The 13897-nt window shown below is 71.8% G+C and carries 8 protein-coding genes; 6 read left to right on the forward strand and 2 right to left on the reverse strand.

Annotation, left to right across the window (positions count from 1 at the left end):
• Window positions 1–5 precede the first annotated feature (5 nt).
• Window positions 6–968: a helix-turn-helix domain-containing protein gene (locus ABT147_RS32100; protein WP_351412688.1), complete on the forward strand. Its 963-nt coding sequence runs from the start codon at window positions 6–8 to the stop codon at window positions 966–968.
• 26 nt (window positions 969–994) lie between these two features.
• Here the strand turns inward: ABT147_RS32100 and ABT147_RS32105 are convergent, their stop codons facing one another.
• Together ABT147_RS32105 and ABT147_RS32110 are read right to left on the reverse strand one after the other, a co-directional pair.
• Window positions 995–2263: an SLC13 family permease gene (locus ABT147_RS32105; protein WP_351412691.1), complete on the reverse strand. Its 1269-nt coding sequence runs from the start codon at window positions 2261–2263 to the stop codon at window positions 995–997.
• 131 nt (window positions 2264–2394) lie between these two features.
• Entirely contained in the window at window positions 2395–4809 is a 2415-nt protein-coding gene (locus ABT147_RS32110; protein ID WP_351412693.1) for a SpoIIE family protein phosphatase, read from the reverse strand.
• A 260-nt stretch (window positions 4810–5069) separates the two neighbouring features.
• Between ABT147_RS32110 and ABT147_RS32115 the strand changes: the two genes are divergently transcribed.
• From ABT147_RS32115 to ABT147_RS32135, 5 genes are all read left to right on the forward strand, one after another.
• Window positions 5070–8159: a glycoside hydrolase family 2 TIM barrel-domain containing protein gene (locus ABT147_RS32115; protein WP_351412695.1), complete on the forward strand. Its 3090-nt coding sequence runs from the start codon at window positions 5070–5072 to the stop codon at window positions 8157–8159.
• Window positions 8160–8356: 197 nt separating this feature from the next.
• Window positions 8357–10600 carry a glycoside hydrolase family 9 protein gene (locus ABT147_RS32120; RefSeq protein ID WP_351412698.1) on the forward strand — a complete coding sequence of 748 codons (2244 nt, stop codon included), beginning with the start codon at window positions 8357–8359 and terminating at the stop codon, window positions 10598–10600.
• Window positions 10601–10684: 84 nt separating this feature from the next.
• Window positions 10685–10930: a hypothetical protein gene (locus ABT147_RS32125; RefSeq protein ID WP_351412700.1), complete on the forward strand. Its 246-nt coding sequence runs from the start codon at window positions 10685–10687 to the stop codon at window positions 10928–10930.
• Between the two features lie 3 nt (window positions 10931–10933).
• Window positions 10934–11311, forward strand: a complete 378-nt coding sequence (locus ABT147_RS32130; RefSeq protein ID WP_152173210.1) for a toxin Doc — start codon at window positions 10934–10936, stop codon at window positions 11309–11311.
• A gap of 589 nt (window positions 11312–11900) precedes the next feature.
• Window positions 11901–13748: an RICIN domain-containing protein gene (locus tag ABT147_RS32135; protein WP_351412702.1), complete on the forward strand. Its 1848-nt coding sequence runs from the start codon at window positions 11901–11903 to the stop codon at window positions 13746–13748.
• Window positions 13749–13897: the final 149 nt, after the last annotated feature.

Raw genomic sequence — 13897 nt, forward strand, 5'->3', positions numbered from 1 at the left:
GGAGGATGCCTGTGCGTGCTGACGACCTGCCTGAGACTGCCGCGCCCGCCGATCCGTCGCCGCCGCCGGGCCAGGTGATCGTCGGGCGCTTCGACCAGCGGCCGCCGTACGCCGTGAACCGGCCGCGCGGCGCGGACAGCTGGCTCTTCACCTGGACCACCGGCGGCGGGGGACTGCTGCGGCAGGGCGGGGCACAGACGCCTGCCGCCCCGGGCGACCTGGTGGTCCTCGGCCCGGGTGTGCCGCAGCACTACACGGTCCGGCCCGGCGCCGGGCACTGGGCGTTCTGGTGGGCACACTGCCAGCCCCGGGCCTCCTGGACGGCCTGGCTGCGCCCGTACGAGACCGGTGACCGGCTGTACGCCGTGCCCTCGGCTCCCGGTGGTGTCCGCGCCCGCGTCGACGCGGCCTTCCGCCGGATGCTCGCCGACGCCCGCTGGACCGGGGAGGGCACCCCTCCGGCCCCCTCCGAAACCACCACGCCGGGCGAGGACGGCACCGCGTCGGCCCCCAGGACCACTCCCCTCGGCGATGAGGTCGCCGTCGCGCACGGCACGGCCGCCCGCGAGCTCGCCCTGTGCTCCCTGGAGGAGGTCGTCCTGCTGACCGCCGCCCGGGCCGAGCCCCGCAGGTCGGGCTTGGACCCGAGGATCCGCCGGGCGGAGGACCTGATCGCCGCCGACCCCGGCGCCCCGCACACCGTCCGCTCCCTCGCCGAGCGGGTCGCCCTCTCCCCGTCCCGCTTCGCGCACCTCTTCACCGAGCAGCTCGGCCACTCCCCGATGCGCGCCCTCCGCCACGCCCGCCTCCACCACGCCGCCCGCCTCCTGGAGGCCACCGACCTGCCCGTGGAACGCGTGGCCACGGCCTCCGGGTTCGGCAGCCCGTTCCACTTCAGCCGGGTGTTCCGGCAGCGCTACGGGGTGCCGCCGGGGGAGTACCGGCAGGGGCTGCGGGACGGCGACTGACGGCCACCTCCCGGCGTACGGCCCTTTCAGCCCCCGAGGCCCCCGAAGACGAGCAGAGACAGCCACAGCGCCACCACCGACGAGAGCAGCGCCGCCGGGACGGTGAGCAGGCCGAGGCGGGTGAACTCGCCCAGGTCCACGTCGTGCTCGTGTTGGTGGACGATGCGGCGCCAGAGCAGGGTGGCCAGGGAACCGGCGTAGGTGAGGTTCGGGCCGATGTTCACGCCGAGGAGGACGGCGAGGACGGCACCCGTGCCGAGGGGGGCGGCCAGCGGGACCAGGACGAGGACCGCGGGCAGGTTGTTGATGACGTTGGAGAGCAGAGCGGCGAGGGCGGCGACGCCGAGGAGGGCGAGCAGGCCGCCGCCGGACGGCATCACGTGCCCGAGTGCGTCGGCGAGGCCGTTGTCGACCACCGCGCGCACCACGATGCCCAGCGCCAGCACGAACGCGAGGAAGGGCAGGGAGACGGAGTGGAACAGGGCGACCGGGCTCGTGGTGCGGCGGACGAGCGCGCGGACCGCGAGGACCACCGCCCCGGCCAGCGCCGCCCACACAGGCTCGATGCCGAGCGCGGACGTCAGCACGAACCCGGCGAGCGTGCACACGACCGTGACCAGCGCGAACATCGGCAGCTCTGGCGCCTCGACCGCCTCCTGCGGCTCGGGTGCCCCGGCGTCCAGGTCGGCCGCGAAGAACCGGCGGAACACCAGGTACTCGGCGGCCACGGCCACCGCCCACGGCGCCGCCATCAGCAGCGCGAACCGGGTGAAGGTCAGCCCGCTCGCCGTGAACGCCAGCAGGTTGGTGAGGTTGGAGACGGGCAGCAGCAGCGAGGCCGTGTTCGACAGGTGCGCGGTGGCGTACAGGTGCGGCTTGGGGCGGGCGCCCAGCCGGGCCACGGTCGCGAACACCACCGGTGTGAGCAGCACGACCGTCGCGTCCAGGCTGAGCACCGCCGTGATGCCGGAGGCCAGCGCGAACGTCGAGCCCAGCAGCCGCCGGGGCCGCCCCGCCGACGCGCGTGCCATCCACGCTCCGCACGCCTGGAAGAGCCCCTCGTCGTCGCAGAGCTTGGCCAGCACCAGCACGGCGGCGAGGAAGCCGAGCACCGGGCCCAGCAGTTCGGCCTCGGCACGGGCGTGGTCGAGGGAGACGGCACCGGTGGCCACGGCGATCCCGGCGGCCGGGACCGCGACCACCGCCTCCGGCAGTCCGAAGGGGCGGGCGACCGCGCAGCCGAGGACGACGACGAGCAGGACGACGGACAGGACCTCGGCGAGGGCGGTGTTCACGGCAGGACTTTCGGGGCGTTCGAGGGCGAGCGTCGGGTGGCGTCGGAGGGACCGGTGCACCCTACAGCTGCCCCCGGACCGTCGACGAACGCGCGTACGGCCCTACGGTGAGGCCCTTCTCACTCCCGCGCTCACTCCTCCGACAGCGTCAGCTCGGCCCAGATCGTCTTGCCGTCCTCGGTGTGCCGGCTGCCCCACCGCTGGGTCAGCTGGGCCACCAGCAGCAGGCCCCGTCCGCCCTCGTCGAAGGTCTTGGCGCGGCGCAGATGCGGAGCGGTGCCGCTGCCGTCCGACACCTCGCAGATCAGGGTGGTGTCGTCGTGGATCAGGCGCAGCTGGATCGGCGGGGCGCCGTGCCGGATGGCGTTGGTGACCAGCTCGCTCACCACCAGCTCCGCCGTGAACGCCGACTCGCTGATGCCCCACAGCGCCATCTGCGTCAGCACGTACTGCCGGGTGCGGGCGACGAACGCGGGGTCGGCGGGTATCGACCAGGTCGCGACCCGCTCCGCCCTGAGCCCCCGGGTGCGGGCCAGCAGCAGGGCCACGTCGTCGGGGGCGCCGTTCGCGGGGAGCAGGGAGTGGATGACCTCCTGGCAGATGTCGTCCAGTGAGCCCTTGCGGCCCGACAGCGCCTCGGCCAGCAGCTCCTGGCCGGCGTCGATGTCCCGGTCGCGGGTCTCGATCAGGCCGTCGGTGTAGAGGGCGATGACGGTGCCCTCGGCCAGTTCCAGTTCGGCGGACTCGAAGGGCAGTCCGCCGAGGCCCAGCGGCTGTCCCGACGGCACTTCCACCTCCATCGGCCGGCCGTCCGGGTCCAGCACGACCGGCGGCGGATGCCCGGCACGGGCGAAGGTGCAGCGGCGGGTCACCGGGTCGTAGACCGCGTACAGACAGGTGGCGCCCACCTCACCGGTCACGCCCTCGCTGCCGGCCTCCGCGGACAGCCGTATGACGAGGTCGTCGAGGTGGGTGAGCAGTTCGTCGGGGGCGAGGTCGACGTCGGCGAGGGTGCGGACGGCGGTCCGCAGCCGGCCCATGGTGGCGGAGGCCTGGACGCCGTGGCCGACGACGTCGCCGACGACCATGGCGACCCGCATCCCGGAGAGCGGGATGACGTCGAACCAGTCACCGCCTACCCCGGCCTGCGCCGCCGGCAGATAGCGGGAGGCGGCCTCCAGGGCGGGCATCCGGGGGAGGGTCTGGGGGAGGAGGCTGCGCTGGAGGGCGAGCGCGGTCTCGCGTTCGCGGGAGTACCGGCGGGCGTTGTCGATGCAGACGGCGGCCCGGGCCGTCACCTCCTCGGCGAGCAGCTCGTCGTCGGAGGTGAACGGGTCGGGCCGCTTGAAGCGGGTCAGGACGGCCACCCCGAGGGTCGTGCCCCGGGCCCGGATCGGTACCGACATGGTGGTGTGGACGCCCAGCTCCTTGACGCGCGCGCTGCGCAGGGTGTCCCAGGCGAGCCAGTCCCCGAGCGTGTTGACCGGGTCGGTCGCCACGATCGTGTGCCCGACCACGAGCGACGCCGCCTGTGGCGAGGTGGCCGGGTAGACGTCGGTCCGGCCCACCTCGACGACCGCCTCGGGGGCGCCCGGGGTGACCGACTGGTGGGCGGCACGGCGCAGGGTGAAGGGCGCGGAGAGCGGGCCCTCGTGCGGTTCGTCGCCGTGGTCGAGGGACTGCATGAGGTCGACGCTGACGAAGTCGGCGAGGACCGGGACGCACACGTCGGCCAGCTCCTGGGCGGTGCGCCGCACGTCGAGGGTGGTGCCGATACGGATGCTCGCCTCGTTCACCAGCTGCAGGCGCTGCCGCGCGAGGTACTGCTCGGTGATGTCGTGCCCGGTGACACAGACCCCGATCGGCACCCCGGAGTCGTCCAGGAGCGGGGCTATCGCCGCCGACCAGGCGTGGGCGCGGTTCTCGTCGGCGGCCCGCAGGAAGGTCTGCACGTCCTTGCGCCGGCCCAGGGCGAGCACCTCGCGCAGATGCCCCTCCAGCTTCTCGCCCTGGCGTCCGCCGATGATCTCGGACATGTGCAGCCCTCGGAGGTTCTCCTCGGGCATCCCCACGGCGTCCGCCATCACGTCGTTGATGCCGCGCAGTCTGAGCCGGTCGTCGAAGACGGCCATGGCGCACGGCGACTGGACCATGACGGCCGCCGCGAGCGGATCGTCCCGTACGAGCGGGCCGGGATCGTCCAGCGGGCACAGAACCAGCCAGCTGCCGCCGCCGTCGCCGTTCCTCGCGCTCCGGTGGTGGGCGAGCAGCCACGCCGTCACCGTACGGCCGTCGCGGTGACGCAGAGCGAGCGTGCCGGTCCAGTTGCGGCTGCCCGGCGGGGGCGGCAGGACAGAACCCCCCGGGGCGAGCAGCTCCTCCGCGGGGCGTCCCACGACCTCCGCCGCGGGCCAGCCCAGCAGACGTCTCGCGCCCTCGTTCCACTCGACGATCGTGCCGTCGCCGTCCATGGCCGCCCGCGCCGTGGCGGCACCGTCCAGGGCATACGCAGGGGTGTCACCGTGCGTTACCTTGCGGCTCCTCATCGTCGCGAGTTCCATTTCGCCGGACCGAACGGGCTTACGGGTGAATTCCAGCCTATGCGCTCCGCCGGGAAAGCGGACCGGAAACCGTACGCCCGTGCACTTTGCCGCACTCGTGTTCGTGAAGAGGCGTGAGGGGTTCTTGACGTCCCTGGGGTGGGTCGTCAGATTCTGTTTGGTCACGATCGCTTGTGATCACTTGTGGGGCCTTGTGCTTCACGGCTCCCGGAACGTCCACCCGCACGTTCGACGAAGGGAACACCATGACCGTCACCCGCAGGTCCTTACTCGTCGCGGGCACCTCCGCCCCGCTGGCGGGAGCCCTGGCGGGCACCGCGGCCGCCGCGCCCCGGCCGGGTCCCGCGTTCTCCGGCAGGACCCTCCCGCTCCGGGACGGCTGGCGCTTCGCCCTCGTCGACCCGGGCGGCATCACCGACCCCACCGGCGCGTACGCCGATGCCGCGCTGCCCGGGTACGACGACTCCGCCTGGCGCCGGGTCGTCGTCCCGCACGACTGGTCCATCGAACTCGCCCCGACCACCCGGCACGGCACCACCAGCGGCACCGGCTTCTTCCCCGGCGGCCTCGGCTGGTACCGCACCACCTTCACCCTGCCGCCCGCCCTCGCCGGGAAGCGGATCTCCGTCGAGTTCGACGGCGTCTACATGGACTCCTACGTCCACTGCAACGGCACCGAGGTCGGCCGCCACCCCTACGGCTACACCGGCTTCGCCTTCGACCTCACCGACCTGCTGCACACCGACGGCACCACCGAGAACGTCATCGCGGTCAAGGTCCAGAACCGGCTGCCCAGCAGCCGCTGGTACTCCGGCAGCGGCATCTACCGCGAGGCCCGCCTCGTCGTCACCGACCCGGTGCACGTGGCGCGCTGGGGCACCCACGTCACCACGCCCGACATCACCGAGGAGCGCGCCCTCGTCCGCGTCCGCACCTCCGTCGTCAACGCCTCCGCCGGTACGGCGGACGTCGAGGTCGTCTCCCGGGTCGTCGACGCCCGGGGCCGGACGGTCGCCCGTACGTCCTCGACGGTCGCCGTCACCGGCACCGCGACCGCCACCCAGGAGCTGACCGTCCGCGAGCCGAGACGGTGGGACTTCACGGACCCGCACCGCTACACGCTGAAGACCGAACTGCGCGTCGACGGCACCGCCACCGACACCCACCGCACGCCCTTCGGCATCCGCACCTTCCGCTTCGACCCCGACGAGGGCTTCCACCTCAACGGCACCCCGCACAAGATCAAGGGCGTCGACCTCCACCACGACCTCGGCGCGCTCGGCGCCGCCGTCAGCGCCGACGCGATCCGCCGCCAGATGACGATCATGAAGTCGATGGGCGTGAACGCCTTCCGTACCTCCCACAACCCGCCCTCGCCCGAGATGATCGAGGTCTGCGAGGAACTCGGCATCGTGATGATCGTCGAGGCCTTCGACTGCTGGCGGAGCCCCAAGACCCGCTACGACTACGGCCGTTTCTTCGACGAGTGGGCCGACCGGGACGTCACCGAGATGGTGCTCGCGGCCCGCAACTCGCCCGCCGTCCTGATGTGGTCGATCGGCAACGAGGTCTCCGAGTTCACCTCCACCGCCGGGCTCGCCATGGCGGACCGGCTGATCGCCGCCGTCAAGGCCTCCGACGACACCCGCCCGATCGTCATCGGCTCCCATCGCCACCGCAGCGTCCCCGCCCCCGGCACCCCCGGCGACCTGATCCTGGCCAAGCTCGACGGCCTGGGCCTCAACTACAACACCGCCAAGTCGGTGGACGCCCTGCACGCCCGCTACCCGCACCTGTTCCTCTTCGAGTCGGAGTCGTCCTCGGAGACCTCGACGAGAGGCGTCTACCAGGAGCCGGAGCGCCTCAACACGGGGGAGAACCACACCCCGGGCAAGCGGGGCGTCTCGTCCTACGACAACAACCTCGCGTCCTGGACCATGAGCGGCGAGTACGGCCACAAGAAGGACCGCGACCGGAAGTGGTTCGCCGGACAGTTCCTCTGGTCCGGCATCGACTACATCGGGGAGCCCACGCCGTACGACGTCTTCCCGGTCAAGGCCTCCTTCTTCGGCGCGGTCGACACGGCCGGCTTCCCGAAGGACATGTACTACCTCTTCCAGAGCCAGTGGACCGACCGGCCCATGGTCCATCTGCTGCCGATGACCTGGAACCACGCCGAGGGCGACACCGTCGAGGTCTGGGCCTACTCCAACGTCGACACCGTCGAGCTGTTCCTCGACGGAAAGTCCCTGGGGACACGGCGGTTCGACGAGAAGAAGACCGTCGACGGCCGCCCCTATCTGGAGACCACCGAGGCCACCGGCGACGACAAGACCTTCACCGACGGCCCCTACCCCGGCAGCTACACCAGCCCCAACGGCAGCGCGGGCAAGCTCCACCTCACCTGGCAAGTGCCGTACGCGCCAGGCGAGTTGAAGGCCGTCGCGCGGCGGAACGGCAAGGTCGTCGCCACCGACGTCCTGCGCACGGCCGGCCCGCCGCACGCCGTGCGCCTGACCGCCGACCGTAAGTCCTTGGCGGCGGACGGGCGTTCGCTGGCCTTCGTCACCGCCGAGATCGTCGACGCCCGGGGCGTGGTCGTGCCCGACGCCGAGCATCTGATCGCCTTCGATGTACGGGGAGGCTCCCTCGCCGGGCTCGACAACGGCCGCGAGGAGAGCGCCGAGCGCTACCAGGCCTCGACCCGGACCGCTTTCGGCGGCAAGGCGCTCGCGATCGTACGGGCCGGGGTCGAGCCCGGTGCGGTGAAGGTGACGGCACGGGCGGAGGGGCTGCGGACCGGGAAGGTGGGCGTCCGGGCCACCCCGGCGCGCGACAAGTCCTCCACTCCGGCCACCGAGTTCGAGCCGGACCACCCGGCCGCCGTCAACTACCCGTACGCCGACGCCAGTTACTCCGGCCGCCCCGACACCCTCCCCGCCGCCATGCTCGACGGCGACCCCGCCACCGGCTGGTCGAACGCCTTCCTCAAGGCGGCCACCGCCCTGCTGCCCGCGTTCAGCGGGGCACGGCCCGAGGACTGGGTGTCGGTCGACTGGGGGAGGCCCGGGACGGTGGACCGGGTCGAGGTCTCCTTCACCGTCGACGCCGGGCACACGCTGCCCGAGACGGTCGGGGTCGAGGTGTGGGACGGCAGACGGTACGTCCCGGTCGAGGGCGCGAAGACCGACTGGGCCGGCGCCTCCGACGCCCCCACGGCGATCACCTTCACCCCGGTGCGCGGCTCCCGGATCCGGCTCACGCTCACGAGCCGCCATCCGGGCGAGGCGCGCGGCGCGGTGCGCATCAGCAGGCTGGACGTTCTCGCCATCTGACCACCAGCCCGACCACCGGTCTGATCGCGTGGGGAGACGTCACTTCGGTCCGGACGGGACGCCGGGCGGGACAGCGCACGGGAAACCAGTCCTGTCCGGACCGTTGACGGGCTGTCATGTCTCTAACAGCATGACCGGCAGGCCCTGGGAGCGCTCCCACGTCACGCCAGCCCCCACCTCCCCCGAGGAGCCCAGACGTGAAACGACGCAGAACCACCCTGCTCGCCCTGACGGCCCTCCTCGCGGCGGCGCTCACCGCGCTGCCCACGGGCCCGGCCCAGGCCGAGGAGGTCGAACAGGTCAAGAACGGCACCTTCGACACCACCACCGCCCCCTGGTGGACGACCGGCAATGTCACCGCCGGCCTCACCGACGGCCGCCTCTGCGCGGAGATCCCCGGCGGCACCGCCAACCGCTGGGACGCCGCCGTCGGCCAGAACGACATCACCCTCGTCAAGGGCGAGTCCTACCGGTTCCGCTTCTCCGCGTCCGGCACGCCCCAGGGCAACGTCCTGCGGGCCATCGTCGGCCTGTCGGCGGCCCCGTACGACACCTACTTCGAGGTCAGCCCGCAGCTGAACGTCTCGGGCGACTCGTACTCCTACACCTTCACCTCGCCCGTCGACACCACACAGGGCCAGGTCGGCTTCCAAGTGGGCGGCAACGCGAACCCGTTCACCTTCTGCATGGACGACGTGTCGCTGCTCGGCGGGGTGCCGCCGGAGGTGTACGAGCCCGACACCGGGCCCCGGGTGCGCGTCAACCAAGTCGCCTATCTGCCCGCCGGGCCGAAGAACGCCACCCTGGTCACTGACGCCACGGCGAAGCTCCCCTGGCAGCTGAAGAACGCCTCGGGCGGCGTGGTGGCCAACGGGCAGACCACCCCGCGCGGGCTCGACGCCTCCTCCGGGCAGAACGTCCACTCGATCGACTTCGGCGCGTACCGCAAGCGCGGCACCGGCTTCACCCTGGTCGTCGACGGGGAGACCAGCCGCCCGTTCGACATCGACCCGGGCGCCTACGAACGGCTCCGGCTCGACTCGCTGAAGTACTACTACACCCAGCGCAGCGGCACCCCGATCAACGACGCCCTGCGCCCCGGCTACGGCCGCGCGGCCGGCCATGTCGACGTCGCGCCCAACCAGGGCGACGGGAACGTCCCCTGCCAGCCCGGTGTCTGCGACTACCGGCTCGATGTCACCGGCGGCTGGTACGACGCCGGCGACCACGGCAAGTACGTCGTCAACGGAGGCATCTCCACCTGGGAGGTGCTGAGCACCTACGAGCGCGCCCTGCACGCCCGCACCGGCAGGTCCGGCAAGCTCGGCGACGGCTCGCTGAACATCCCGGAGAGCGGCAACAAGGTGCCCGACCTGCTGGACGAGGTCCGCTGGCAGCTGGACTTCATGCTCAGGATGCAGGTGCCGAAGGGACAGCCGCTCGCCGGGATGGCCCACCACAAGATCCACGACGAGCAGTGGACCGGCCTGCCCCTGATGCCCGCCGCCGACCCGCAGAAGCGCGAACTGCACCCGCCGAGCACCGCGGCGACCCTGAACCTGGCCGCCACCGCCGCCCAGGCGGCACGCCTGTACCGCCCGTACGACCGCGCCTTCGCGGCGAAGTCGCTCGACGCGGCCCGCACGGCCTGGGCGGCGGCCCTGCGGAACCCGGCCCGCTACGCCTCCGAGAGCGACGGCATCGGCGGTGGCACCTACGCCGACAACAACGTCACCGACGAGTTCTACTGGGCCGCCGCCCAGCTGTACCTCACCACCGGTGAGATGGCCTTCCAGGAGTACGTCCTCACCTCGCCGGCGCACACCGCCGACATCTTCGGGCCCACCGGCTTCGACTGGTCCCGCACGGCCGCCGCGGGCCGCCTCGACCTCGCGACCGTCCCGAACAGGCTGCCCGGCCGCGACAAGGTCCGCGAGTCCGTGATCAAGGGCGCCGACCGCTACGTGGCCACGCTGAAGGCCCACCCGTACGGCATGCCGTACGCCCCCGGCGACAACGTCTACGACTGGGGCTCCAACCACCAGATCCTCAACAACGCGGTCGTCATCGCCACGGCGTACGACATCAGCGGGGCGTCGAAGTACCGCGAGGGTGCCCTGCAGAGCATGGACTACCTCTTCGGCCGCAACGCCCTCAACATCTCCTACGTCACCGGCTACGGCGAGGTCGACGCCCGCAACCAGCACAGCCGCTGGTACGCCCACCAGCTCGACCCGGCCCAGCCCAACCCGCCGGCCGGCACCCTCGCCGGCGGCCCCAACTCCTCCATCCAGGACCCCTACGCACAGAGCAAACTCCAGGGCTGCGTCGGCCAGTTCTGCTACATCGACGACATCCAGTCCTGGTCGACCAACGAACACACGATCAACTGGAACGCGGCGCTGGCCCGGATGGCGTCGTTCGTGGCGGACCAGATCTGAGTCCGCGCACCCTTCGGTACCGCGCGGTGTGCCCTGTGACCTGGGACTATTTACGAGTAAGTACCCGCGCGGTACCGTTGACGCATGCCAGCTCTGAATGTGGAGTTCAGCGACCGCGAGCTAGAGGACCTGCGGCAGATCGCCAAGGAACGCGGTACGTCGATGAAGGCGCTCGTGCGCGAGGCGGCAGCGGCCGACATAGTGCGACACCGGGCGCTGAAGGAGGGCGCGGAGGCGTTCCGGCAGTTCTTCACCGCGCACGCCGATGAGTTCGCCGCGGCCTTCCCGGACGACGAACCCGCCGCCACGGTGAAAGGGCGGGCCGTCTGACCGATGGCTTCCGTCATCCACATCGACGTGCCCTGGCTGCTCCAGCGGCACGAAGAGGTCATGCCCGAGCAGCCCACCATCAACGACTTCTCCGCGCTCGTCGCCGCCGTGGCCCGGCACCGCGTCGACCCGCCGCGCCTCGGTGTCGACTCCGACCCGGCCTGGCGGGCCGCCGCCCTGCTGCACACCCTCGCGGTGCTCAAGCCCCTGCCCGCGGCCAACGCCCGCTTCGCCTGCGCGACGGCCGTGGCGTACATGTTCGTCAGCGGCGTCGGCATCGATCCGCCGTACGGGGCGCTCGTGGATCTCGCGCGCGACCTGCTCTCCGGGACGACGGACGTCTACGGGGCGGCGGACCGGCTGCGGTCCTGGCAGATCTGAGCCGGCGGATCGGAGCAGGCGGATCGGAGCAGGCCGATCCGGGACCGAAGAGGACCCACCCCCCCCGGGGCCGCCGACCGAGGGCGGGAGGATCAAGGTCGGCGGCCTGTTTCGCGCGGGAGAGCCGCCGTTCCGCGCGGGGCCTTCCGAGTCGGCCGCCCACAGTCAACAACGAATCCTCGGCACGCCGGGAGCGTGCGCGGGCGGTCGGGGTGTGCGCATCGTTCACACGGGGCGCTTGAACCCTTGAGTATTCAGAACCGGAAGGCTTCGTTCTGCGAAGCGGAAGCATTGGTACCGGTCATCTGACCTGCTTTTAGTGATGCGGATGTTGCACAAGTGCCTTGTTAGCCATGAGTAACTTGTGCAAGGGTGAACTTCCTGCGCAGGGGCAATGACCCGGCCAGAAAGGCCATTTGGCTTTTCCGGTCGCCGAAGGGCCCAAAAGGCTCAAGGAAGACGGTCATCGTCGCGGCTCCGTCCCCGGCCGCTTTCCCGGCGCCCGCCAAAAAGGTACGCACCAATCCAGGGCCCTTTTCGGCGGCCACAACTCCGTGTGCCATCTTGTGCCTTGGAAGGAATCCGCTCTGTGCACACCCCCCACCCGCCTCGTCCCACATATCCGCCCGCTCCCGGCCCGGTGCCCGGAGAGTCCGACGAGACTCTCGCCGCCCGGCTGCGTGGCTGGCCGGAAGGCGGCACCGGCGACCCCGTCGCCCTGCTGATGGCACGGCACTGGCAGCCGACGTACGACTACGCCGTCATCTGCCTCGCCACCCAGTCCGGTGTCGCCTCGATGGTGACCGCCACCGCCTTCCACCGGGTGCTCGACGGGCTGATGCGGGGCGAGTCGGGCGTCGCCCTGCGGCCCCGGCTGCTGGTGGCCGCGCGCGACACCGTCAAGGAGTGGTCCGGGGAAGGGGGTGTCGCCGGTGCGCTGCCGGACCTGAGGAAACCCGCGGGCGGGCGCGGTATGCGGGCGGCGAAGTCCATGACGCCCGAAAACCGCAAGCTCATCGAGCGCTCTTTCCAGGCCCTCCCGGCGGTCGCCCAGTGCCTGCTGTGGCACACCGAAGTCGAAGCCGAAACGATAACCATACCCACCGGTCTGCTGGGGCTGGACGCCGACAGCGCGGTGGCCACGCTGGAGCAGGCACGCGACAAATTCCGCGAGGGCTGCGTCCGCGCCCATCGGGAACTCGCGCCCTCCAAGGACTGCCGCTTCTACAACCGGCTGCTGGACGTACCGATTCGGCGCGGCGGCGCCCTGCTGCCGGATGTCCAGCAGCATCTGCTGGAGTGCCGATACTGCCGTTACGCCGCCGAGCAACTCAGCCATTTCGAGGGCGGACTGGGCGGGGTCATCGCCGAGGCCGTACTCGGCTGGGGCGCCCGGCGCTATCTCGACTCCCGGCCCGGCCGGATGCCGCAGAAGGGGAGTTCGAGACGTCCGGGGAGCGGCGGCCGGCACCGTCTGCTCTCCCAGATCCCCGCACAGCGCCGCCGGATCACCTCCGGAGCGCGCAACCCCAGGGCCCTGATCACCGTCGGTGTCTCCTCGGGCGCGCTGCTCGCGGCCATCCTGGGCGCCGCGTTCCTCTCGGACGACGGCAGCGGCGCCGATCCCGCCGCATCCACCAGCGCCACCGGGGGTGTCGCCACGGCGCCGGACACCGGCAACGAGACCACCACCGACACCGCCTCACCGACACCGCCCGCCTCGGCCGGACGGCCCACCGCGCCCCAGCAGACCCGGCTGCGCAACCAGGCCGCCGATCTCTGCCTCGACATCGACGGCAAGGCCGTCAAGGGCGCCTCGACCGAACTCGCGGTGTGCGACTCCGGCTGGACCCAGAAGTGGTCCTACGAGGAGGACGGTCTGCTGCGCAGTGTCGCCAACCCCGAGCTGTGCCTGGACTCCCAGGTCGACGCCGGCGTCGTCGTCCTCGGCACCTGCGCCGACGAGGACTCCAAGCGTGGGGACGACGTGCGCTACGACTTCACCGTGCAGGGCGAGTTGCTGCCCCGGTGGGGCGAGGGGCTGGCCATGGTCCCCATCACCCGGGAGCCCGAGGCGGATGTCGTCGTCAAGGTCCGCGACAACTCCACCACCCAGCGCTGGCTCACCGACGGCGTGACCGCCAGCCCCGAGTCCTTCTCCGTCTCCGGCTCCGACGCGCCCACGCCCGAGACGGAGCCGGTCTCCCGCAAACCGGAGGTCTCCCCGGCGCCGGGATCCGAATCGGGATCAGGATCGGGGAAGTCCCGCTCCCCGGAGCCGGGCGCGTCCCCCGAGGCGGAGGCCGAACAGGGCGGTTCGATCCTCTCGATCGGCGACGACACGGCGACGACGCCCACCCCCACCCCCACCGCCGAGCCGGTACTCCCCCTCACCTCCCTCGACCTCCCGAGCCTTCTCACGGGCCTCGGGTTGTGAGTCAGGGGTACGTCGCCGGGTGCGGGTCCGGTGGGGGCCGGCCGCGCAGTTCCCCGCGCCCCTAAAAGATCAGGCCCCTGCGGGCCTGAGAAGCACGGGCGCAGCCCGGCTTTTCTGGCTACGTGTACGCCGCGACCCTGGGACTGGCC

The sequence above is a fragment of the Streptomyces sp. NPDC001868 genome (genome assembly GCF_040297125.1).
Lineage (GTDB): Bacteria > Actinomycetota > Actinomycetes > Streptomycetales > Streptomycetaceae > Streptomyces.